Source organism: Alteromonas sp. HB246098, from assembly GCF_054890645.1.
Genome location: NZ_JBTZUG010000004.1, coordinates 306818 through 328828 on the forward strand (window position 1 = coordinate 306818; position 22011 = coordinate 328828).

Annotated in this window: 22 protein-coding genes; 10 read left to right on the plus strand and 12 right to left on the minus strand. The window is 44.9% G+C overall.

Annotation, left to right across the window (positions count from 1 at the left end; all coding sequences use genetic code 11):
• Positions 1-51 precede the first annotated feature (51 nt).
• Complete coding sequence (locus ACYTPF_RS11355; protein ID WP_269918420.1) at positions 52-1071, plus strand: hypothetical protein; 1020 nt, start codon at positions 52-54, stop codon at positions 1069-1071.
• Between the two features lie 29 nt (positions 1072-1100).
• Here ACYTPF_RS11355 and ACYTPF_RS11360 read toward each other — a convergent pair whose 3' ends face one another.
• The gene (locus tag ACYTPF_RS11360; RefSeq protein ID WP_461852268.1) at positions 1101-2534 is read right to left on the minus strand and encodes a S8 family serine peptidase; all 1434 of its coding nucleotides are present in this window, start codon (positions 2532-2534) and stop codon (positions 1101-1103) included.
• A gap of 269 nt (positions 2535-2803) precedes the next feature.
• On the opposite strand from ACYTPF_RS11360, the gene ACYTPF_RS11365 reads away from it, so the two are divergent.
• From ACYTPF_RS11365 to ACYTPF_RS11375, 3 genes are read left to right on the plus strand one after another with little or no spacing between them, the layout of a single operon-like run.
• Complete coding sequence (locus ACYTPF_RS11365) at positions 2804-3301, plus strand: RNA polymerase sigma factor (protein ID WP_179984909.1); 498 nt, start codon at positions 2804-2806, stop codon at positions 3299-3301.
• A complete protein-coding gene (locus ACYTPF_RS11370) occupies positions 3298-4191 on the plus strand; it encodes an anti-sigma factor family protein (RefSeq protein WP_461852269.1) in 894 nt (297 codons plus the stop codon). Before ACYTPF_RS11365 ends, ACYTPF_RS11370 begins: the two co-directional genes overlap by 4 nt.
• Positions 4181-4702 (plus strand): CC0125/CC1285 family lipoprotein, encoded by a 522-nt coding sequence (locus ACYTPF_RS11375; RefSeq protein ID WP_179985285.1) that lies wholly within the window; start codon positions 4181-4183, stop codon positions 4700-4702. Before ACYTPF_RS11370 ends, ACYTPF_RS11375 begins: the two co-directional genes overlap by 11 nt.
• A gap of 140 nt (positions 4703-4842) precedes the next feature.
• Here ACYTPF_RS11375 and ACYTPF_RS11380 read toward each other — a convergent pair whose 3' ends face one another.
• The 3 genes from ACYTPF_RS11380 to ACYTPF_RS11390 all read right to left on the minus strand — a co-directional run bounded on the left by ACYTPF_RS11380 (position 4843) and on the right by ACYTPF_RS11390 (position 7589).
• Positions 4843-5034, minus strand: a complete 192-nt coding sequence (locus tag ACYTPF_RS11380) for a CsbD family protein (RefSeq protein ID WP_105932589.1) — start codon at positions 5032-5034, stop codon at positions 4843-4845.
• Positions 5035-5234: 200 nt separating this feature from the next.
• Positions 5235-6008: a siderophore-interacting protein gene (locus tag ACYTPF_RS11385; RefSeq protein ID WP_461852270.1), complete on the minus strand. Its 774-nt coding sequence runs from the start codon at positions 6006-6008 to the stop codon at positions 5235-5237.
• A 417-nt stretch (positions 6009-6425) separates the two neighbouring features.
• A complete protein-coding gene (locus tag ACYTPF_RS11390; protein WP_461852334.1) occupies positions 6426-7589 on the minus strand; it encodes an MFS transporter in 1164 nt (387 codons plus the stop codon).
• Positions 7590-8484: 895 nt separating this feature from the next.
• Here ACYTPF_RS11390 and ACYTPF_RS11395 point away from each other — a divergent pair.
• Genes ACYTPF_RS11395 through ACYTPF_RS11405 form a run of 3 tightly spaced genes read left to right on the plus strand, consistent with a single transcriptional unit; the run spans position 8485 to position 10262 of the window.
• The gene (locus tag ACYTPF_RS11395; protein WP_179984905.1) at positions 8485-9066 is read left to right on the plus strand and encodes a DUF3299 domain-containing protein; all 582 of its coding nucleotides are present in this window, start codon (positions 8485-8487) and stop codon (positions 9064-9066) included.
• A 5-nt stretch (positions 9067-9071) separates the two neighbouring features.
• On the plus strand, positions 9072-9518 hold the full coding sequence (locus ACYTPF_RS11400) for a hypothetical protein (RefSeq protein ID WP_179984904.1): 447 nt from the start codon (positions 9072-9074) through the stop codon (positions 9516-9518).
• A 15-nt stretch (positions 9519-9533) separates the two neighbouring features.
• Positions 9534-10262, plus strand: a complete 729-nt coding sequence (locus ACYTPF_RS11405) for a DUF3299 domain-containing protein (RefSeq protein WP_461852271.1) — start codon at positions 9534-9536, stop codon at positions 10260-10262.
• Positions 10263-10280: 18 nt separating this feature from the next.
• Here ACYTPF_RS11405 and ACYTPF_RS11410 read toward each other — a convergent pair whose 3' ends face one another.
• The 4 genes from ACYTPF_RS11410 to ACYTPF_RS11425 form a co-directional block, all read right to left on the minus strand.
• Positions 10281-11078: a 5'-nucleotidase, lipoprotein e(P4) family gene (locus ACYTPF_RS11410; RefSeq protein WP_461852272.1), complete on the minus strand. Its 798-nt coding sequence runs from the start codon at positions 11076-11078 to the stop codon at positions 10281-10283.
• 62 nt (positions 11079-11140) lie between these two features.
• The gene (gene folE2, locus ACYTPF_RS11415) at positions 11141-12067 is read right to left on the minus strand and encodes a GTP cyclohydrolase FolE2 (protein ID WP_461852273.1); all 927 of its coding nucleotides are present in this window, start codon (positions 12065-12067) and stop codon (positions 11141-11143) included.
• A 93-nt stretch (positions 12068-12160) separates the two neighbouring features.
• Entirely contained in the window at positions 12161-12637 is a 477-nt protein-coding gene (locus tag ACYTPF_RS11420; RefSeq protein WP_461852274.1) for a MerC domain-containing protein, read from the minus strand.
• Positions 12638-12705: 68 nt separating this feature from the next.
• Positions 12706-13332, minus strand: coding sequence for a ZrgA family zinc uptake protein (locus ACYTPF_RS11425; protein WP_461852275.1), 627 nt, complete (start codon positions 13330-13332; stop codon positions 12706-12708).
• A gap of 87 nt (positions 13333-13419) precedes the next feature.
• Here ACYTPF_RS11425 and ACYTPF_RS11430 point away from each other — a divergent pair, with 87 nt between their 5' ends.
• Together ACYTPF_RS11430 and ACYTPF_RS11435 are read left to right on the plus strand one after the other, a co-directional pair.
• The gene (locus tag ACYTPF_RS11430) at positions 13420-15816 is read left to right on the plus strand and encodes a TonB-dependent receptor (RefSeq protein WP_461852335.1); all 2397 of its coding nucleotides are present in this window, start codon (positions 13420-13422) and stop codon (positions 15814-15816) included.
• A 40-nt stretch (positions 15817-15856) separates the two neighbouring features.
• Positions 15857-17230 carry a 5-methyltetrahydrofolate--homocysteine methyltransferase gene (locus ACYTPF_RS11435; protein WP_461852276.1) on the plus strand — a complete coding sequence of 458 codons (1374 nt, stop codon included), beginning with the start codon at positions 15857-15859 and terminating at the stop codon, positions 17228-17230.
• 224 nt (positions 17231-17454) lie between these two features.
• Here ACYTPF_RS11435 and ACYTPF_RS11440 read toward each other — a convergent pair whose 3' ends face one another.
• Together ACYTPF_RS11440 and ACYTPF_RS11445 are read right to left on the minus strand one after the other, a co-directional pair.
• On the minus strand, positions 17455-17877 hold the full coding sequence (locus ACYTPF_RS11440; RefSeq protein ID WP_461852277.1) for a YybH family protein: 423 nt from the start codon (positions 17875-17877) through the stop codon (positions 17455-17457).
• Between the two features lie 334 nt (positions 17878-18211).
• Positions 18212-18388, minus strand: coding sequence for a hypothetical protein (locus ACYTPF_RS11445; RefSeq protein WP_461852278.1), 177 nt, complete (start codon positions 18386-18388; stop codon positions 18212-18214).
• A gap of 116 nt (positions 18389-18504) precedes the next feature.
• On the opposite strand from ACYTPF_RS11445, the gene ACYTPF_RS11450 reads away from it, so the two are divergent.
• Positions 18505-19275: a sulfite exporter TauE/SafE family protein gene (locus ACYTPF_RS11450; RefSeq protein ID WP_461852279.1), complete on the plus strand. Its 771-nt coding sequence runs from the start codon at positions 18505-18507 to the stop codon at positions 19273-19275.
• Between the two features lie 80 nt (positions 19276-19355).
• Here the strand turns inward: ACYTPF_RS11450 and ACYTPF_RS11455 are convergent, their stop codons facing one another.
• Together ACYTPF_RS11455 and ACYTPF_RS11460 are read right to left on the minus strand one after the other, a co-directional pair.
• Positions 19356-21473 (minus strand): TonB-dependent receptor, encoded by a 2118-nt coding sequence (locus ACYTPF_RS11455; protein WP_461852280.1) that lies wholly within the window; start codon positions 21471-21473, stop codon positions 19356-19358.
• A gap of 72 nt (positions 21474-21545) precedes the next feature.
• On the minus strand, positions 21546-21869 hold the full coding sequence (locus tag ACYTPF_RS11460) for a hypothetical protein (protein ID WP_461852281.1): 324 nt from the start codon (positions 21867-21869) through the stop codon (positions 21546-21548).
• Positions 21870-22011 lie beyond the last annotated feature (142 nt).

Consider the following 22011-nt stretch of genomic DNA (forward strand, 5'->3'; position numbering starts at 1 on the left):
ATTCATAGCTGAAAACAGCGAGTTTCACTTTCTCTGTAGTAGGTAGCAATAATGAAAACCACACCATTTCAACGTTCACTCAAGAAAACTTTATTTACCCTGGATAGTCGTAAATGCATAGCTCTTGCTGCGGCTATCGCATTAATAGCCAGCAATACAGCCTATGCAAGTAACGACGGTCAGTCAAAAGTAACTAACGATGCAAGAAGTAAAGGTGAAGAGAAGCAAGCGATCTCATTTTCAGGCTCTGGTTATTTAGGCTATCGACATGACAGTAATGTAAGTGTCAGTGAGCTCGACACAAATTCTAATGTGGACGACAGCGCCGTACAGTCAAAAGTACTGTTAAAAATTTCAGTGAAGCCCACGAACAAGTGGGAAAATGAGCTCTCGATAAGTCAGGCAGATACCCGTTACCAAACCCTCAGCGAGTTCGACCTTGGGCTTACCACTTTATCTGCAAGCACTAAGTATACGTTAGACTTTGCAAAACTAGGTGCGCATTACTATCACGCCAGCGCTACGCTTGAAGGGCGCGATTTTCTTACCTATCAACAATATGGTTTGTCTGCGGGGAAACTGTTAGGGCAGAGAACTTATTTACGCATTAGTAGCGACCTTATCGACAAGAAGTTTGAGAATAGGCCTGAGGGCGCGCCAATTCGAGATAGTGAAGCTGTTGCCGTACGCAGCGACCTGTTTTACTTTTTTGAAGGTGAAGACTTTTTTCAAATTGCGCTTAAATACCAAAATGAAGATGCGCAGGACAACGCGTTCGATTACGCAGGTAAGGGAATTGACCTTGCCTACACTTATCCATTTGCGGTGTTTAGTAAGCCGCTTAAACTCACGGTTGCTTACCAGCTAGATATGCGTGATTACGCTTCAGTCCAAGATTCAGGTATAGGTAGGGAAGACGACAGACACCTTGTCGAAATGAGCGCAGACTACGCCGTATACGAACATGTAGATATAAGGTTGTCTACTCAATACGGAGATTACGCATCGAGTGTAGATGGAGCGAACTATCAAGAAACTATTGCTGAATTAGGCATTAACGTTCATTTTTAGTGAGCGTTAATGTGAATACGGCTATATTTTTAAGGCAGTACACCAAAGCCGAATACCTTGTCCCGCCCGGGGTTGCCAGCATCTAAAGCTATTTTCTTCATTTTTAACAAGGCGGCGTGTCTTTGTTGCTCTGTGCGGAAAAAACATGCGTACAGCGCAGTGGCACGAGGGGAAGCCATTGAGGTTCCTGTTTGCCTAACCGTTTTTCCACTTGGGTGTGCAGCATCAACCGATACGCCAAATGCAGCGAAATCTACATAGTCACCTTGGTTGGCCCACCTGTATATTTCATGTAATTTATCCACTGCGGTTATGCCAAGTGTTTCTGGGTAGGCTGCGGGGTATAAGGGTAAAGATGCTGGCCCTTCATTACCTACAGCTGCAATAATTTGAATGCCGTTTCTATCTAGCTGTTTTATAACGCGCGCTAAAATAGGATTGTCGGGTCCTGCAAGGCTCATGTTTATGGCATCAACCTGCTGTGATGCTAAATAGTTAAGGCCTTCAATTAATGACATCAGTGTTGCTCCTTGGCTAACACTATTGCGCGAGTAAAATACACTAGCATTAAATACTTGGCTTGATTCAGGCAGTGACGCCGCTAATAGGCTCGCTACTGCTGTGCCGTGATCTGAGGAAAAGGCTACGGTATTTTCTTGAGACATTGGCTGCCCGATAACTTTTCCATCACCTTCCCTGCTCATATTACTATCTTTACTGGGCTCGCTCTTCTGACTTTGACCAACAATAAAAGAGGCTTGTGTTAGGCTAATATGCGACAGCATTGGGTGTGTAGGCACAACATGGGTATCAACCATTCCAATGCGCAAGGGTATCAAACAAGATTCAAATTTTTGCGATGATGCTTCTAACTTATGTGCAGACTCTGGTTTGCTTTTGTTCGTAGCCGCTTCGCTTTGCGATAAGTAAATATGGTTTCGTCCTATTTGAGACTGCAGATTTCTGGGTAAACTGTTGCGAATATACGACACTTCATCCTTGTCCCCTGTTACCTTTACTTTATAAAGCCACTGAGAGAGTGCAGGTAAAAACTTTACCTCTAGTATTTCCATATTCGTGCCATTGAAATATGCTTTATCGGCTTCCTCACCTATAAAAAGCCACTCCTTTTCGACGGCAAGAAAACCATTTTCTAACCTAACTTCTTTGATAATTTTCTGCCCCGACGCAGATAATATAGTCGTGGCCGTAGGAGCTATAAATTGGGGGGCGGGGACCTTGCCAACAACACCTGAACCCAATGTAGATAGGTCTCTGGCGCCATCGACAGACGTTTGCACCTTTCGTCTTGCTTCCTCTCGAATGCTCTTCAATTCCGAGGGCGCTCTATCAATTATCGGGCGCACCGGTGAAACCACTTGATTCAATGTTCCTGTAAGTTGGGCTTGAGAGATAGAAGCTGCAAACAAACCTACTATCCCCACAAAGAGTGTGTACTTCATTTTGCTACCTTATTGAACATATGGGAGTAGTTCAGTGCCTTGAGAAGGAATGGCATAAATTGTGCCATGGTCATAAATAGAGTCTAAGACACTGCTGCCATTTTATGTAGTGACGAATAGAAAGAAGAAAAATTCCGCTGAGTGTCGAAGAAGGGCTGATAACCTAAATTTACAAAAGCTCGAAATAAATCGTTATTCAACGGAATAAAAATACTCGTGGCTCGTTAATAAAGTATTGATAACGGAAATCTTCACGAAGGTACATGAAAATGAAAGATGAGTTGACCGAACTCGTCCCGTCATTGCGAAAGTTTGCATATTCATTGACGGGTAACATACATGATGCTGATGATTTACTTCAGAACACGCTAGAACGGCTACTAAGTAAACCCATTCCTGAGCAAGTTACACTAATGGCATGGGCATTTAGAGTGTGTCGAAACTGCTGGATAGATGAATACAGGGCGAAGAAAGTGAGAACTAACGCTAGCGATACCCTTTCATATGAAGCGCAATCAGCAAATGACCATGTAGATATGGATGAAACGGTAACCCACTCTATGACATTGAAGCAGATTTCAAGCGCCATGGATGAACTGCCTTGTGAGCAAAGAGAAACCCTCTCTTTGGTGGCAGTACAGGGAATGAGTTATGCCGACGCATCTGAAGTTTTACAAGTGCCGGCAGGGACCATTATGAGCCGTCTTGCCAGAGCCAGAACGAAAATATCAAACTTACTAAACGGGCAAAATGAGGTGCTATCGTGATCTTATCTGACGAAAAACTCTCTGCTTTCTTAGATGGAGAGTTAGATGCTGGAGAAATGGACACGGTTCGCGAGGCGATAGCACATGATGTAATGGTTTCTGACCGTCTTGCCGCACTTGCAGAAGTAGACAGAGTAGTGAAAGTGGCTGCAGAAAAGGCGACTGCAGTTGCGCTCCCTAAAGAAATCGTCGCGCTTTTGAGTGATGACAGTCGCTTAAGTGAGAAAAGCGTAATCCAGGGTCGTAGTGAACGTTTGAATGGGGAGAGCTCAGCAAACCCGTTCTCAGCAAACCAGAGCTCAACAAATCCGAACTCAGCAAACCAAAAAACAGCGGAAAATGTGAGGCCGTTTCCTCAAAAAGTGAATACTGCTGATGGTGCACGCGGTGAACAAACAAAGTGGAAAGGAGTTTCTTCAATTGCCGCCATAGCTGCAAGTGTGGCGGTTTTAGCTGGTTTGGTATTTTTTAATCAACAAGGTGCTGATACTTCACAACCTTCACACTGGGCTAATGTATCGTCTGCGCTCGACAGTAATTTAAGTGGAGAGACTACCTCATTTGAATCTGGCGTAACGGTGACGCCTAAACTGTCTTTTTTAAACACTGACTTTAACTTTTGCCGACAGGCGGAAGTGACGTCTCAAGATGAACTAAATGTAATGATTGCTTGTAAAGACAAGCAAGGCGGCTGGCAACTTGCGGCCAGCAAATTGGATGAGTTAGGCGCAAATCCAGGTCAATATCAGACAGCTACGGGTGCCAAACTGTTAGAGGATAAGTTAGATATGATGATGGCGTCTGCGCCATTAAACCGAGAGCAAGAGAAGAACGCAATTGAAGCAACTTGGCTAGCTAAGAAAGCCGAAGGAGTAGATGATGAAAACTAAAATTATGTTAGTACTTGCGGTATTGATTATAACAGGCTGTGCAAGCCAACCTGATTATAGACAAGCAGATAAAGGCGGTTTTGGTTACAACGAAAGTAAGTTAAGTGATACCCAATACCGCGTACACTTTAAGGCGAAAGGAACCGATAAGGGTAAAGCCATGGACTATGCCATGTTGCGCGCAGCTGAGCTAACCCTACTGGAAGGTTATGACTGGTTTGTGGTTACCGACCGCGAAACCTTAGTAGACAAAGAAACGGTTCAAACCACTCCAACAGCGGGCTTTAGCCAGCGTTACGCCCGCGTCACTGACTGCGGTGTATTAACTTGCCGCACGTCTTATCACCCCACTAGCCAATTCGAAACCGGGGTTTTCGTGGGAGGCTCTCAAAAAAGTGAAATCGAGAGTATTTTGAGTATAGAGCTAGGTAAGGGTACTCGCCCTACTTCGGCAACCAGTTTTGACGCGAGAGAAGTACGTGAAAACCTACAGCCGAAGGTAGAAGAGTAAGTTATTTTAATTACTGATTTAAAAGCAAATAAAAGGGCCGCAACACTGTGTTGTGGCCCCTTTCATAATTTACTCTAACAAACGCTAATCTTTACTAAAAAACCGCTTTTGTTTAAGTACCCTAAGGTAAATATAACTTATTAATTGAAGTATGCGTCTACTTCTTTTTCAGCCTCGTCACGGCTTTTGCCGTATTCCTTCTGAATCTTACCTACTAATTCTTCACGGCGACCGTCGATTACGTCTAGGTCATCATCGGTAAGCTTACCCCATTTCTGTTGTACCTTACCCTTCATTTCTTTCCAATTACCTTCAATACGATCATTGTTCATAACGTGCTCTCCTTATCCAAACAATTGGTTTAGAAAACTGACGAAAAAACTTGCCAGTTATATAGATATCAGCAAAGGACATTCCACAATATAGGTTGCTGATAATTATAAATATTATCTTAATGTGAAAGCGCTGAAGCAGCGTTTTTTATGCAGAATTTACAAACAATTGCAAACACTACAGAACAATGAGTAAGGATTTAGACTAAGGATTTAGCAAAGGCTTCACTATCCTGCCTCTTTTCTATTTTGTGCTGATCTTCGCTACGACCTTTTTTCCAATAGCTACTTATATACAAACTGTCGTGAGCCACAGTTTTTTCATCCCTAAGCCATGTGCGGATAGCTCGCATATCTGAAAATTCACACGCAACCCAAACTGAAGGGTTGCCTTCTAACCAATCTAGCTGTGTAAGGCTATGGAGCAAAGATTGTTCATAAACCCATTCCACCTTCACCCCTTCAGGCTTTTCAAGCTCAACTGCGTCTTGTTCATCTTGAATTTTAATTACTGCATAACCTTTAGCATGAGAGGGAAGAGTCGCAAGGTGATTTCTAATACTGGGTAGAGCAGTCATATCGCCTGCTAGCAGTACCCAGTCATAATGTTCGTTTAAGCCTTTGCTAGAGCCTGGACCTGCTAATGTAATAACGTCACCAGGTTTAGTACTTGTAGCCCACGCTGAAGCAGGCCCTGTTTTACCATTATCTGCGTGAATAACCATATCTAAAACCATTTCGGGTTTATCCACATCAAAGTGAGCAACCGTATAAGTGCGCATTGCCACTTGGTCCATATCTGTAGGTTTGTTGAGCGGGTTTCCGTTTTTATCGAACATAAGCTTTACATAAGCACCCGCCGCTACGGCAGGGAAAGTGCGGAGATCTTCACCACCTAAAAAGATGCGCTGCATAGTAGGGGTTATACGAACAGATTGTGTCACAACAGCTTGGCGGGGTTGGGATTTAGCCATTAGTTTCTCCTTAAAAATTTAAGGTGATTTTATTTGATAATAGTTCTCATTACCATTTCTTTAGTTGGAATGATAACGTTTGTTAAATTCTGTTTTTTAGATTAAAGGCAAGATATTTAGAACACTGACTTCAATTGATAGATAAGCACAGCGAAGTGGGGCTTTAAAAAGGTACTAATTTGGAAAATAGGAGGCAAAAGAAAAGGGGCTAAAAAGCCCCTTAAAAAACCACAACATAACTTGGAAAACACATTTACACACCACAAAGACGCACACTCAACGACTTCATGTATTAAGTAAGATAGCCCAATCCTGAAAAGGTTCCGCATTTTTAAAAATAAATGGTAAAAAAATAAATACCTTTGAAAAACAATTATGAAACTACAGGTGCGCGCCTCTGATGCTAGTCTTTAAATCTTATTCGTGGCGGCTAGCTCTTTGCAACGCTACATAGACTACACAAGTGGTAACGGCAATTAGCACTGACGCTACAGCGAAAGGTAAGGCAATATTAACTTGGTATACCACTGCTGCAAGTGGCGGCCCTATAACATAGCCCATGGCTGTAGTGGCTGTAATTAACCCGGTAATGGTCGCTTGTTGAGAAGGCGCGCAGTAGGTTGTTGCCGCTGCAGCTAATGATGGGTAGGCCATACCCATACCTAGCCCCACCAAAGCCATGGCAAAATAAAGCACAAACAATGAGTGTTGAAGGAACAGTAATAGGTAGGCCAATCCCAATAGAGGAAGTGCCAGCGTGATCATTGTCTCTTTACTTATACGCCCTTTCTGTACCCAACCAAACTGTGCGGTGAGAGAGGCTGCGGCGCTGACCATCATTGCAAAACCCACCTGTCGAGCCGCTTCAACGGGCGTGTAATGATAAAAATCGATAAAAAAGAAGCCCAGCGATTGCTGCATCATTGCCATAGCGCAAAACACGCAAATACATGCAGCCACAAACACATACGGCACTTTGGTGGGGGCTTGATTGTCTTCGCTTATATGCACAGCCGTCTGTTGCTTAGATAAAGGCGGTAAAACTGGCAGCTTAAAATACACCAGTGCCAGTGCTAACAAGGTTAATAGAACAATACTGTACAGCGGAGCTAATAAGCCGAAACCCACCAATAACCCTGCATAAGCTGGACCGACAATTTGCCCGACATTGCTTGCAGAGGTCACTTTACTAATAGCACTTACCCTAGCCTGCGGTGAACTTATAGCGACAGCGTAACCTACAGCAGAGGGTGGCGTTGCTGACATAATGGTAGATTGCAAACTGCGACTTATCAGTAGGGCTAGGAATAAGTTGGTGCCACTGATAATGCCAGAAAACCCTGCCATCCACGCGCTAGCAAAGGCAAAGGTACCTAAGCTATAGCCAGTAAGTCCCACCATAAGTATTCGTCTGAACCCTGCGCGCTTTGCTACTTTGCTCCATACACTAGTTCCAAAAGCGAAAATAAGCGCGGAGCTCGACATGATTGTTGCTATATGAAATTCTGAAAGGCTGGCTTGGCGACCCATAGAAGGAAGCGTAGTTAGCATGACGCTTTGACCAACAGATGTCGCGAGCAATGCACAGAAGAGAACTTTAAAAACAACAGTAGATGCGGATGGCGATAGCACGCAGGTAGCTCTTTATTTAAGCGGCGGAAGTCTTGTTTATATTATCACAGTAGAGAATAAAAAAATGCCCGCCAAAGGCGGGCCAAAATCAGAGGTATGTAAAGGCCGGGATGGGCCTTTGAGGGGAGAGGAATGTCGTCGGGTGACAACTCACTAATAATATCGACGACATTACCAGTGTCCTCACTATGGTCTCGCTGAAGCAACACACATGTACTTCAACGAATCCAAATAGGGTCAACAGTCCTTTGCTGCACGAGACATCACTGTCAGTGCTTGCGATGTAGGTACTCAGTGCTTGTTCGCAATCCTTATGAAACAAGAGCCTTGCATCCTGCGAGTTTATCTAGGTTATCTTTTACCTAACCTCATCATCGACCAGCAATTTAACGAATGCTCTACAGATATCCTTCAATCTCAAACACTGACTCATCCTTTTATCCCTAGTGACCATTCCATATACTTCCTATGTCGTCACCTTCAGTCTTTGCTATTTACGTAATCTGGCCTCTCCGTCGCTAAAGCCATCCTGGCTACAAATTACGTTCTGCGTTTATCCGTTAGTCTAATATATGCGCGAACTGTGCCAAATATTAAAAGACGTTCAGGGTTTATTTATATTGTTGAATTGCAAGAGTTTTTTTGTTTTCTAAAGTTTTTGGGTTGTTATGTGAGTAGTCGAAAGAAATAGGACTATGTAGATTTTTCTCAGTAGCGTGTAGCGTTTTACAAACACGTCTAATGACGCTTAATTAACATTTTGCAAAGATAAACGTTTCTCGCATATTGCCCGTCTGTGATATGTTATAACGTGTTCATCAAATAATATCTTTAGGTTGTATTAGTGAAACTTTCTGTCACGCTTTCTGGCGTTAAATTCGGTTTAATTGCAGCGTTATTGGTTTTAACAAGTACGCTTAATCTAGCTTCGGCCGCCGTTTATGAAGAAATTGACTGGGTCGCCCTTATGCCCGAGGATGACTTGAGTGCGCTTTTAAACAGGCCAGAATTTTTAAATGATATTGCTGACGGGTCTGCTGCCGACTCAATTGATGACTTTGCCTCGAAGCAGTTAGAAGATGAACAAGCACAACGATATCAACAAGCGTTAGTGTCAACACGGGTAATAGATGAATTTGATGGTAAAGCCATCCGCATCCCCGGATTTATTGTACCTTTAGAGCAAAATGAAGAACAAAAGGCCACTGCCTTTTTCGTCGTACCGTATTTTGGTGCTTGCTTACATATGCCGCCACCGCCGCCCAATCAAATTTTGTACGTTGAATACAAAGAAGGTGTCGCAGTAGAAAACTTGTACGACCCTTATTGGTTCGAAGGTACGGTCAAAATCGACAACCATGAAAGTGCACTGGGTACATCAGCCTATTCATTAGTGCTAGACAGCTTTACGCTGTACGAGGAGTAACTAACATGAAAAAGACGGTCGTTGCAGCTACTCTTTTATCAAGCTCAATAGTATTTCATAGCAGTGCATGTGAACTGCACGCGGGTATGGGTAATATGCAGTTTGGTTTTCAGCATCCTATGATGCAGCAGCACCTAGCGGCAGCGAAAGAGCCACTTATCTCCCTTAATATCGATAGGAAGCATGAAGTGGCAAAGCTCGAAGCGTCTGCTGTACCTCTGCGATTTACCATTCCTTCGAACTATAAAGAAGTGAGTGTAGATGTAATGGCAAGCGACGGCGTAACGCTACTTTCGCCGCAGCGATTCGCCCTGGTCTCGGCTAAAGGTGAACAAGCTATTAGCTTTCAGGCAAAAGAAGAAGGCACCCACGAACTCGTACTAAAAGTGTATGCGCTTAAAAAGAATGTGCCGGTGACCTATACCCGTAAAGTTAAAATTTTAGCGAGTTAGGTGCCGGGAGCAAGTATGAAGCGCGTCACGTATGGTTTACTCGCTTCTCTTATTGGTTTCACTGTATTGGGCGCGCTGGTGGGGCTAGGGCTGAGCGGTAAACTGAATAGTGTTCTTGAGCGTTTATTTGAGAATGATTCTGCGATTTATCGAGACAGCGCCAGATTAAACACGGCTCAACAGTTCATAACCCTATCTTGGGACGCACTGTTGCCCGACGCCGAAAAAGCATTGTTGGGCACGGCCCAATCTGCTCAAAACCCTCTGCAGGATTTACCCCTTCATGAGCAAGTATTCCAGTCTATTCAACGCACGTCCGACGATGAATACCAGCAAGCGCTTATTTCAGTAAATACGGTTGATAAATTTAACGGAAAGTACGTCAAGCTTAGCGGGTTTATTGTGCCTGTTGAGGCCAATGTGCAGAGAGAAATAACAGCGTTCTTCATTGTGCCTTACTTCGGCGCGTGCATTCATTATCCTCCACCGCCACCGAATCAAATTGTGTTTGTTTCGCTGAACAATGCCCATGAAAAAGGTGGTATTAGCGGAATAGATATCCAGCAGGCGTATACGTTCTCGGGTGAGTTTACTACCGGGCTGTATGAAGACCCTCAGGGCACATCCGCTTATTTACTGGATGTGGTAGAAATAAAACCCTATTCAGGGCTTGGAAATGGCATTAACAATGACAAAGCTGATTTGACGAACGGCGCTTTCCATATAGAAAGCGACATTCGTTGATTTTACTTTATCATTGGTTTACCAAGAACCGTACATTGGGTTTGGCAGAATGAAAATCTCTGTGCCCACTCGCGGCATTAGCGTCTCAACATTGGCAGATTCTTGGGTTACGCCGCCCACATCTTCGATGTTGTCGCCAATTTGCATGATAATAGTGTGAGGCACGGCCCAGGTTGATGCTGTGTCGTTAGATGTATTTGAACATGCGATTTTACCTTGGGTAAGCTGCATTCTTCGCAAGTCTTTGTCATTAATCATACCTTCTTGCCCTACCGCTTCTTTATCTTTAGACGTGCGGCCAACAACGCAGGTATTGCTGGTGTTAAGCGGTAAACCTTGTGCTAAAAGGTTATTCCAGGTGTGCTTATCGAGTGTTTTATCGCGATTGGTAATAAGCGCCACCTTGCCATTTCGCTTAACAACCTCGTCGATAAAATCAGCGACGCCAGGCACTAATGTGGCTTCTTCACGTTTTACCCAATCAGCCCAGCTTTGTGAAGAATACCCCAAGCCAACACTTTCACGTTCTTTTTGATAGGTGCTATTGTCTAGCACGGTTTCATCAACGTCCATCACCACAACATCGCCATTAGCAAAACGTGCAGGTAGTGCCGCAATAGCCTGGTTATACACAAAGCTAGAAAGAACAGGGTACTCTTTGCTGCTGGTTTGATATATAACGGCATTTGACAGAGTGTGCGATTTTACACCAGCAAGTGGGGTTGATGGCGTAGATGAGCACGCCGCTATGCCTGATATGGCAGCGCTAATGCATACAACTTTGCTGATATCAGCGAGTTTGTTAAAAGATAACAATGTTATTTTCCTTTTATCATTTCTTTTGTCTACCCGTTGCAACACCCAAATGATGCCTGAATTTATCGGTGAATGGAGCCTGATATTTCAGCTATGGCGTCGTGTGCATGTAGACTTTCTTGATGTTCTACTTTTACACGAAAATAGGTTGCTTGGTAATACTTACTCAACGCGGCATGTAGACGTCTTACCGAATCTTCAACGAACATTAGGTTTTCGGCATTGCGTTTGGCAAACGCCTGCTCATCTTCTCGCTTCACGGCGGTTTGAAGTGGCGTGCCTAGCGCGGTTTCTACTAAGTCGATAATGCCAATAAAATCAGGAATATCTTTGTTAGCTAAGTCCAAAGTTATGTCGGCAAACGAGCGCTGGGCGTGCGCTGTGGCTATGCTGGCTTGTTTGGAAGCGAGCCAAGCGCCCATGTCTTCTACGGATAAATCTTTTCCTTCGAATTGCTGCACAAACACTTCCGATAACGCCTTGCGAGAGAGTGAGGCCGAACAAGGGCAGGTACTAGAATACGGTACTCTTAACTTGAGCTGTGCCACATAACGTTCAGGTGAACGCTTAATGCAAAGTGTAGCGGGGTACGATTGATACCCTGACATCCTACTTATGAGTGCCGGACGTGACACCGTTAGATCAAAATGTAAATTAAGCTGGGCGCTCTTACTCAGCCCATCTTGCGACTCGATAAGCGAGTTCATTAACGACAAGAGCGCTGACTTATGCAAGTCTTTGTTGCTCAAATACTGCTGTAGAAGATTGTACAAACGAGACATGTGAATGCCTTTGGCGTTGGGATGATCTAAACTTACTGTTACATCCACCTTTGCCTGACTGGCTAAACGCTCTCCGCGTTTACCTAATACGTGTAGCGGTATTGCAATACCCTGCATACCAACATTATCAATAACAGGAACTTGAGCAGAAGATTGCTCAGTAGTGACATCGGGTAGTACCGTGTCGCGATGATTGAAACTAGACAAAATTACCTCTGAATAAAATCTTAAAAAACGGCTACATCGCTAAATTTGAAAGCGTCGCTCAAAAGAACACGCGCATTTGAGTAAGTGATGAAACTAATAGGTGTGCGATTGTGCGGTCTCTCGCCCTTCGCAAGACAAATCCTGAGTAGTTTCTCTAAGGCGGAAATTGGCAATATGAGCACTAACAATAATAAGTGAAGCGATTACAGTGATAACCACTTCCCCATATTCGCCAAGCACCTCATGCCCTAAACCTACCCATTCAACCAGCAGTGGGCTGCCTAGCAACGTAAGACCAGTAGCGCCTGCTAGTACCACCCATTTATTTCTGTGATGCAGATAGCCTACTGAGAGCGCAAAGGCGCCAATAGGCAGCACAAAGAACAGCAGTATTTGATGGAAGGTTTCATCATTGAGAATCGATACGCTTGCGAGTGCGGGTATGGAAATCAATAGAATAGGCGTTAATAAACAGTGGATGACGCAAAGCGATGAAAGAATCATAGCGATTCTGTCTGAAATGAGCTGCACTTTTGGCATTACGCTGCTTCCTTGAGTTATAGAATTCATAGTATTTCCGAATATTGCTATGGCGCATGCTTCATTAATGAAACTTGCGCCTCAGAGTATAAAAATAATTAGTTGTTAATGGATAACGTTGGCTGACGAGGGGTTATTTCCATAGCGCCTTGCCCTTTGTTTGTTACCCAAATAGTGTTGACATTCTGCAAGCTTGGCCAATGGGAAAACCCTGTCATTTCAATATGCTGCAAAGGTTTTTGGCAGCTAAGCAGGTACGCTACGCGAAAATCAGAATGGGTGTTGTGATGGGCGTCGCTTTCGTGTTCACTGTCATGCTCATCATGCTCATCATGCTCATCATGCTCATCATGTTCCTCGGCTATTTCCCAAGGGCTTTCAAGGGTGGTATCGAGCAATTCACACGTGTTGCTTAAGGTAAAAATGTCGTTGAAGCGCAGAAACAATTCCCGCATGTTCTGATAGCGTTTCTTTTCATCAGCTGTGGTCGGTGTGTACTCAAACCCCAATACATCGGCAACAGGTAACTGCAGCACAAACTGCCATTCACTTCCCGCTTGTAGGATTTGTAGCTTTCCTTCGCCGTGAGTATGCGGCGCAGCATGAACAGCGCTGATAACCATTCCAGCCAAGTTCAATCCAACAAGAGTACCTACTTTAAGCAAAGCTGAAGAGGCGCGTAGCCCTTTTTGCGATCCTTTCCACTTAACCGGAATAGTTTTCATTTTTACCTCTTGCGTAAACGTTACAATATAACATACCATAAAAATAAAGTTGATACATTATCATATTACACAAAATCAGAGGTTAGAATAATGAAACTGTCTCGATTGGCGCTAGGCTTATCGCTTTTAGCGCCTGCGTCACTTTTTGCGTCTCCGTTAGTGCTGGCACAAACACTTTCTGGCACGGTAACCAATGCAGCAGGCAAGCCTCTCGCCAATGCCACTGTTGAAATTGAGGCGCTAAAGCGGGTTACCAGCACCAACGAGCAGGGTGAGTTCAGTTTCTTTGACGTAAAGGACGGTGAGTATACGCTGCATATCTTTGCTTCTGGCTTTGCCCATTTACATGAAGAGGCAACAGCGCAATCGAACTCTACAGGTGGCACAAACTTTGTACTAGCGCGAAGTGCTATTGAAGTGATTGATGTGCACGCCACGCCTATGCATTTGTCTGTCATGGAGTCGGCTACGCCGGTGAGCGTGTTATCAGGTGATACCTTACGACGTCAGCAAGCCGCCACGCTGGGCGATACGCTAGAGAAACTGCCAGGCGTACAATCTAACTTTCATGGCAACGTGGCAAGCACGCCAATAATTCGAGGCCTCAGCGGTCCACGGGTACTTATAACGCAAAACGGTTTGGATGTGAGCGATGTTTCTCGGGTTGGCCCAGACCATGCGGTAGCGAGTGAAGCCTCAACCGCTAACCAAATTGAAGTGCTGCGAGGACCTGCCACCCTGTTCTTTGGAAGTGGCGCAATAGGCGGTGTGGTTAACGTAGTTGACCAACGCGTGCCGACCTCCACTGAAACACGCGGGGAATTTTTACTAGAAACCCAAACCGTTAACGACCAGAAGCTTGCATCGTTTAACGTGACCACTGGCGTTGACAACATGGCCTTCTATGCTGACGGCTTTTATCGCGACTCAAATGACTATGAAACCCCAATGGCGCCAGATATTGATGATCCGGATGGCGAGCATGTGGTTGAGAACAGTAATGAAGAGTCCCACGGGTTTACGTTAGGTACCAGTTACTTATTTGACCAAGGTTATGTTGGTGTGGCGGTAGAAAGGTTCGAACGAGAGTACGGCGTGCCTGGACATAGCCATGGTGATGACTCATCAGTATTTGCTGATCTTGAGCAGACTAAGTACCAACTTCTCGGCGAATACAATTTTACTAATGACTTTTTGCAAAGTGTTCACTTTAGAGCGGGCTATACCGATTACGAACACGCTGAAGTAGAAAGTGGTTTAGTCGGTACTACGTTCAGCAATGAAACCGAAGAACTTCGCGTAGAGTTATTGCATAAGCCCATGGCCGGCTGGCGTGGCGGTGTAAGTCTTCACTACAAAGGCGCGGACGTTTCGGCGCAAGGTGAAGAAGCCTTCACACCTCCTTCAGAGATGGAGATGTTTGCTATAGCTTTGATGGAAGAACGCCATTTTGGTGACTTCTTAGTTCAGTTAGGGGCCCGTGCAGAAAGAGTAACACTGGACGCTTCGAGTGTGTTGCTGCCCGAGCTAGATGCTCACGACCATGATGAAGAGCACGAAGAAGACGAGCATGATCATGAGGAACACGACCATGACGACGGTGAGCTAGTTCGCCAGTTCGCGGTAGACCAAGAGTTTACCCCTATATCACTGTCGGCAGGTGTGGTTTACACCATTAATGAAAGCTATAACGTAGGCGTTTCACTTTCCCGTTCAGAGCGGGCGCCTTCAGCGTCTGAGCTCCTTTCGTTTGGCCCGCATATTGGCACCCGTACCTATGAGATAGGCGCCTTGTTTGATTTGTCAGAAGAAGGCGAGTTTGTGCTTTCTCAAACGCCTATCGATCTTGAGACAGCCAACAATATCGACCTAACGTTCAGAAAAACACAGGGCGATGTTGGCTTTGTGTTTAATGCTTTTTATAACCAGGTAGATAACTACTACTTCCAAGAAGAAACCGGCTTATTCGCTGAAAGTGGTCATGACCATGATCATGGAGAAGAGGAGCACAGCGAAGACGAACACAGCGATGAATTGCCTGTTTACCTGTTTGGTTCTGCTGATGCCATTCTTCATGGTTTTGAGCTACAAGTTGCGTGGCAAACCACTGATAATTTAAAACTCGATTTCTTTGCCGACTACGTTAAAGCCCGACTTAAAGATGGTGGCGCACTGCCGCGTACTTCGCCTATGCGCGTGGGGGCACATGTTGCTTACACACTTGATAACATCCGCGCCGACTTAGACATTACCCATTTTGCCAAACAAGACGACATCTCAACCTTCGAGACTGAAACAGACGGTTACACCCTTGTTGATGCATCAATTACCTATGACATTCCAATGGGGGATATTGATTTATCGGTTTACCTGAGCGGTGAAAACCTCACCGACGAAGAAGCGCGTGTTCACACCTCATTTTTGAAAGATATTGCACCACGTCCGGGTAGAAACTTTGCTTTCGGCGTACGTGGTTATTTCTAAGATCAGCTTATAAAAAAGAATTATTGATAGGGATACACACATGAAAAATAGACTAGTACTAAGCGCCATAGCCAGCGCACTTTTGCTTGCAGGCTGTGGTGATGCAGAAACCAATATTGTAGAGCTGGACCCTATTGAGGTACCAGAGGATGATCACGACCACGACCATGATCACGACTCAGATTATGAAATTGAAAGTGAAGGCAGATTGGTTATTTCCGATGCTGCATCAAATACGCTCACTGTCTTTGATCTAGATGATAATTCAGTGCTTGATACGTTTTCCGCAACCTTTGATGGAAGCAGTGTAAGCGCCTCCGCAGACTATCGCTTTGCAGTAATCAACAGCCGAGCAAACGGATTAACTGAGTTTCTTGATGGTGGATTATGGCGAGAAGATCACGTAGAGCACCTGCACGACTATGAAGAAGCCCCAAGTCTGTCTGGTTTCACACTTGAAGGTAGTCAACCGACTCATGTAGTAACACACGACGGTCAGCTTGCTGTTTTTTACGACGGAAATGCCGATACCAGCATGCCGGCAGCGGTAAAAGTGGTAACTGACACCCAAATTGCCAGTGAAATTACCGAAGTTCCTACTTTGGAGTTTACCGTAAACATGCACGGTGTCGCTGAACCGCGTGGTGACATGCTGATTAGTACTGTACGTCGTGATGATGCAGACTCTCTTTCAGCCAACCCAATCTTGCCAGACAGCGTTGCAGTATTTCACTGGCATGATGGTGAGTACGAAGAAGAGCAACGTTTTGATGGCGAATGTGCTGACTTACATGGCGCTGCTCAAAACGAAGTAGCTGTGGCATTTGGCTGTAGCGACGGCGTATTAATATTAAATGAAAATGATGAAGTATTTACCAGCGCGTTTATCGACAACATTGATGGTCTTGGCGACCTACGCATTGGCACAATGTATGGACATGAACACGCAGAAGCGTTTATTGGTATTGCTTCACAACATGGTGGCGGTAGCGCCATCTTGGCCAATGTGTCGCCTGTAACTAGCACAATGAGCGTGATTGACTGGCAGCCAGAGACTGACGCTCATGCAGTGTCATACGGTTTCTCAATGGGCGGTGAATTCTTTGTTATTTTAAATGACAAAGGTTTTGTAACACTGCTGGAAGCGCATGAGGAAGACGGTGACACTCACTGGGAATTTGCGCACAAGATTGATGTGGCCAGTGCCAGCGCGGCAAACCTAACAGATGACCAGTCATTTAGCATGGCGGCATCACAGCATGAAGAAACTTTATTTGTGGTTGACCCTGTTGCGCAAGCTATCCTTGCTGTTGATTTGGAAACCGAGACCACGGAAACCTTGCTTGAACTAGATTTTGAGCCTTCAGGTGCGGTTTGGTTAGGTATTGCTGAAGAACACGAGCACGTCCACTAATCAGGCGTAGTGTTTTACAAACGCTAATGAGTGTTTGAATCTAACAATACACAGATTAAGGGCATAGCGATATGCCCTTATTTTTTGAATCTTTCATATTTATTATACATTCGTTAATTTCGTTTATAACAGCCCTCGCTTCTTTCTCCGCCTTATGTATAAAAGCGCCTATTTCTCAATTGCTTTCTACCGTTATTGATTCTGAATTCGTATGTTGGTGTAGGTCACGCAAAATCTAACAAGTCTGTACCAAAGAAGTTATCGATGACACAGCGCCATTCACCACTTGCATCCCTTTGCAGAACGTAAACGGCGCGCTTGCCCTCGCAGGGTAGGGCGTTGGGTGTTGCTTTGGGCACAAGATAAAGCTTCGCGACGACTAGCGCTACGTCACCGGCTTGTATAACCCGTTCATCTCCGGTTGTAACAAAATGATCGGGCATGAATTTCTTTTGAAATTTAAGCAGGGCATCAACGCAGTCGCGCTGCGTGGCATGTTCTTCAGCGGCTTGGTTTTGCGTTGAGCTGGACATAGGGGTCGCAACCACTGTTGCATCGCTAGCATAACATTGGGATAAGGCGTTTTGATCGCCGCGGTTTACTGCGTCATGCAACTGTTGCAACACGTGAGATATTGAATTGTTCATGGCTGTCGTTCCGTTATCATTACCGCAAGACGAGCCAATAAAAAAACCGCCTTTGCGGCGGGTTTAGTGAATTCTATTTACGCACTAGCTAACCCGCCCATTCCTTAGAATAGCGAGAATAATAATCAGCGCAGACGCTGAGTAAGCAGTATGTGTATTCGTGTTTTTAGGCATAATGTTTAAAAACAGTGTGCTGCTAGTGAGTATTTAATGACCCGAGTATCCTGCGCACAATGAAGAAAGTCAATGGGTTTTTAGGTGTAGAAACTAGACCCATGCGGATGAGTGTGCAAGCGGTAAGTGCAACGTATAAGATCTAAGGTATAACGCTACTCTAGGCTTCAAATATGGTAATGCGAATAATCGAGCCCTGTTTTAAACAGTTATAGATATCTTCATCAGTAAAGCCGCTGTTATAGAGAATTTGCCTGGCAACAAGCTTGGCGCCTTTTGTGCTGTGCTTGTCGCATATTATTTGAAGTGCTTTGTTTAAATAACTAATAGAAGGCATGATGAATAACCTAATGAGAAACGGGTAAGGTTTGTGTGATATTTAAACGATGTGCTGCGGTATTGTGATCACTAAATTCACGTAAACAGTGCCCTAAATAAAGGGGAATTTAACCCTTGGAAATACTTTTTAGCTGGCTAACTGCCAACGACACATTGTCGATGTCATCCTCAGTCATACTTGTTGTTACTTCGTTCTTTACGTCTATGATGACAGCAACACTGGGAATTGGTGGCGGGGTTTTGTTACTGTCGATAATGGCCGGTACTATGCCGGTTAGTGCGCTGATCCCGGTTCACGGCCTGGTACAGCTTGGTTCAAACGGCAACCGTGCCCTGATGACGGCAAAGCATATCGACTGGCGTATGCTGAAGTATTTTTCTTTAGGCGCAATCGTCGGCGCTTTTTTAGCCTCTTTTATTGTGGTTCAGCTGCCGCTGGTAATAATTCAATTTGCGGTTGCCGCATTTATTTTATTTTTAGTGTGGGGGAGTAAACCCAAAGCACAAGAAATGAAGCCCGCGGGTAGAGCGTTGGCGGGGTTGGTGACCACCTTGGTTTCAATGTTTGTAGGTGCCACAGGGCCTTTGGTGGCGGCGTTTGTACACCGAAACAATTACAGCAAAATGCAGATAACCGGCACATTTGCCAGCTGTATGACACTCCAGCACGGCCTTAAAGCTTTTGTGTTTACCTTTGTAGGGTTTTCATTTGCACAGTGGGCGGGACTTATCTTGATTATGATTGCCAGTGGTGCCCTCGGCACGTTTTTCGGCTTGAAGGTATTAAGGCGTATCCCAGCGGAAAAATTTATGCTGGCGTTCAAAGTTGTGGTAACGCTGTTAGCCCTTCGCCTGCTATGGCAGGCCACAGAAAGTGTGATTTAATAAACATATGAGCTTAAGAAGTTAACTTCTTAAGCTCATAATGTTTTTAGGTTTGCTTTTTTCCTTTATTTTTTAGCTGCTTAAAACTGATAATTTAGTGACAAATGCCACTCCCTTCCAGCACCAGGCACGCGCTCACCTACTTCCACATCGGCGTTCATTACACGGTTAATGCCCGCTGTATGAGCTGCGTACTGTTTGTCGAACAGGTTATGAATAGTTGCCGTAACCTGAAGATTCGACTGAGCATTTTCAAAAAGCGTTAAATACCCCGAGATATGAAATAAACCATATCCCGCTGTAGACGCTTCACTCTGCAGTGCAGAGATATGGTTTTGGGCGCCCGTCAACTCGGATATTAGCTGCAGTTGAAGCGGCGCATCATATACTTGTGTGTTCCACTGAACGGTTGTGGTTAACTGCTCTGGCGCAATGCGGAACAAAGCATCATCAATGTCATCACGATTACCATGCTGAATGCTTGCTACTGCTCGCAAGCTTAGGTTTTCACTAAGCTGACCTTGCACCGTCATATCCGCACCTTTAATAACAGCGTCGGTATTCGTCCACTGAAATGGCGTTGTACCAGCCATCATGGTAGATACCATGTTCGCCGCGGTATTCGTACTGGGTGAGCCGGTGATGTAATCCTCTATATCTTGATAGAAAAAGCGGGGCGAGAAAGTCCAATTTTTATAGGTGTAATCAACACCCATATCTAATTTGCGCGCGGTTTCATTGTCTAATTCAAGGTTGCCTATGTAGTTAAAGCCGTCAGCCATACCGCCCGAGATGCCAAGTGGTAGCCAAGTATAACGTTCGAAATAGTTAGGGGCGCGGTTTTTCTGAGAAATGCCAAGCACGATATCAAGGGAGTCGCTTGCATGGTATCGGGTGGTAGCGGCTATATCCAGCATGTTGTAGTTTTTGTCACGCTCAGCGGCGTTAAAATCACTGACCAACGTAGCAACTGCTGGGTTCATCATCACCATGTTAGAACCCGCTTCTCCGGCATCCATATTAATGCGGGTGTATCGCGCACCATAAGTAGACGAATAGGCTTCTGTATTTACTGTCCATTGGGCATAGATACTCGCGGTATCTCTTTGTACATTGGTAAAGTTATCTACAAAAAACATACTGTTATTGGGGTTAGTAATAACAGAGTTATTTCGGCTGTGGTGCAGATAAGCGCCCAATTCAAGCTCGCCACTATCCAGCGGCGCAACGTACTTGGCATCCAAGCCTTGAGCGATAGCGTCAGCGTTATTCTCTCTTGCCATGTCAGCAGACATTACCATGCGCTGAGAAAAGTTATCCATGGCATGTTGGTTACTGTTGCCAAACCAATTTATAGCAAAGTACTCTGCTTCGCCTGCGTTGTAGCGATAACCTAGCCGGTACCATGCTGCATCAATAAAACCTATATCCATGGCGAGTGCTGGTGTGCCGCTCTCATTGGTATTTAGCTGTTGATAGCTAGCATCAAATTGGTGTTTTCCCCACTCATAGCCAAGTCTAAATTTGCCGCCATTTCTTTGGTAGTGGCTATTAGGTATAACTGCGTTATCGCCCGATTCTCTCTCGTCACGCTGCTGATGCATGAAGGCGCCGCTAATGAAAGCTTGGTCCGTTTTGTAAAGCACATTGCCTTGGTATTGTTGTCCGCTACCCGGGCCCATTAAACTGGCATTTACACTGCCAGTAATACCGCTTCCTAAAGCAAAAAGGGATGCCGCATCAGCATTAATATGCAGTTTACCACCTAGTGTTTGTACTCCAGCACTCACCGGCACGATACCGCGATACAAAGTGGCGGTAAGCCCTGGTTCTGGCAGTACGTGGGATAATGGCGAGTCCATAGAGTTAGGCCCTGCACCTGCTATATCTACACCGTCTATAGATACGCCAACCCTATCACCGAAAAGCCCTCGGTATTGAATAAGACCTGTAACCGGGCCGTTTCGGGAAACCGATACGCCAGGTAATTGCGCTAACTGATCGCCAAAATCCGCATCTATATTAGTTGCGGCGGTCACCGTTTCTCGCTCAATTTCTACTGTATTATCATTAAGCGAAGAACCAATAACGGTAATCACTTCTGTTGAAGCGCTGTCAATTAACTCGGATGTGTTTGCATAAACGTGTGCAGATGTGCAGGCAGCTGAAACAGCGAATGCCAGTAAAGAATACTTCATAACAATTCCATTAAATAAACGAACTATGTGCACGGTTAAACCATGCGCGTTAAGTGTGTTTTTTAGGTTTTGTTATGCAATTGGTGGAGCGCGGCCAAGCGGGGCGGCAAACGCAAATGATGTATAGGGCGCTGCTGCAAGGCGAGATACTAAAGCGCGATAGCGCACTAAGGATAACACCGCCATTGAATCTATTGGAAAATTATCAATATTAGGTAGGTCTGCCAGCGTACCGTTGGTACAATCTACATGCTCGACAGGCGCTTTAAGCAGCTTGGGGCTTATGAATACAAATTCACCTTCAAGCTCTGTGGCACTAAGCGATATGTATCGCATGGTCTTGCCTGTACAGATAAGTTCAATATCGTCGCCCACCAATCCACGCGCATGCTGCATTTTGCGAAAGCATACAAAGGCAAAGTGTTAAGGCTATCAGGCGTTTAATCGACATTTTTTATCTTTTTAAATTGCGCACTTTTATCATAGCCTGTGACGACAGTTTATTTCCACTGATTAATTGTGTTCGTTAATACCAGCT

What these genes read in the sequence shown, in the direction of transcription:
- ACYTPF_RS11355 (WP_269918420.1), top strand. Translation starts at nt 52, where the DNA reads ATGAAAACCACACCATTTCAACGTTCACTCAAGAAAACTTTATTTACC.
- ACYTPF_RS11360 (WP_461852268.1), bottom strand. Translation starts at nt 2,534, where the DNA reads ATGAAGTACACACTCTTTGTGGGGATAGTAGGTTTGTTTGCAGCTTCT.
- ACYTPF_RS11365 (WP_179984909.1), top strand. Translation starts at nt 2,804, where the DNA reads ATGAAAGATGAGTTGACCGAACTCGTCCCGTCATTGCGAAAGTTTGCA.
- ACYTPF_RS11375 (WP_179985285.1), top strand. Translation starts at nt 4,181, where the DNA reads ATGAAAACTAAAATTATGTTAGTACTTGCGGTATTGATTATAACAGGC.
- ACYTPF_RS11380 (WP_105932589.1), bottom strand. Translation starts at nt 5,034, where the DNA reads ATGAACAATGATCGTATTGAAGGTAATTGGAAAGAAATGAAGGGTAAG.
- ACYTPF_RS11385 (WP_461852270.1), bottom strand. Translation starts at nt 6,008, where the DNA reads ATGGCTAAATCCCAACCCCGCCAAGCTGTTGTGACACAATCTGTTCGT.
- ACYTPF_RS11400 (WP_179984904.1), top strand. Translation starts at nt 9,072, where the DNA reads ATGAAAAAGACGGTCGTTGCAGCTACTCTTTTATCAAGCTCAATAGTA.
- ACYTPF_RS11405 (WP_461852271.1), top strand. Translation starts at nt 9,534, where the DNA reads ATGAAGCGCGTCACGTATGGTTTACTCGCTTCTCTTATTGGTTTCACT.
- ACYTPF_RS11420 (WP_461852274.1), bottom strand. Translation starts at nt 12,637, where the DNA reads ATGAATTCTATAACTCAAGGAAGCAGCGTAATGCCAAAAGTGCAGCTC.
- ACYTPF_RS11425 (WP_461852275.1), bottom strand. Translation starts at nt 13,332, where the DNA reads ATGAAAACTATTCCGGTTAAGTGGAAAGGATCGCAAAAAGGGCTACGC.
- ACYTPF_RS11435 (WP_461852276.1), top strand. Translation starts at nt 15,857, where the DNA reads ATGAAAAATAGACTAGTACTAAGCGCCATAGCCAGCGCACTTTTGCTT.
- ACYTPF_RS11440 (WP_461852277.1), bottom strand. Translation starts at nt 17,877, where the DNA reads ATGAACAATTCAATATCTCACGTGTTGCAACAGTTGCATGACGCAGTA.
- ACYTPF_RS11445 (WP_461852278.1), bottom strand. Translation starts at nt 18,388, where the DNA reads ATGCCTTCTATTAGTTATTTAAACAAAGCACTTCAAATAATATGCGAC.
- ACYTPF_RS11455 (WP_461852280.1), bottom strand. Translation starts at nt 21,473, where the DNA reads ATGAAGTATTCTTTACTGGCATTCGCTGTTTCAGCTGCCTGCACATCT.
- ACYTPF_RS11460 (WP_461852281.1), bottom strand. Translation starts at nt 21,869, where the DNA reads ATGCAGCATGCGCGTGGATTGGTGGGCGACGATATTGAACTTATCTGT.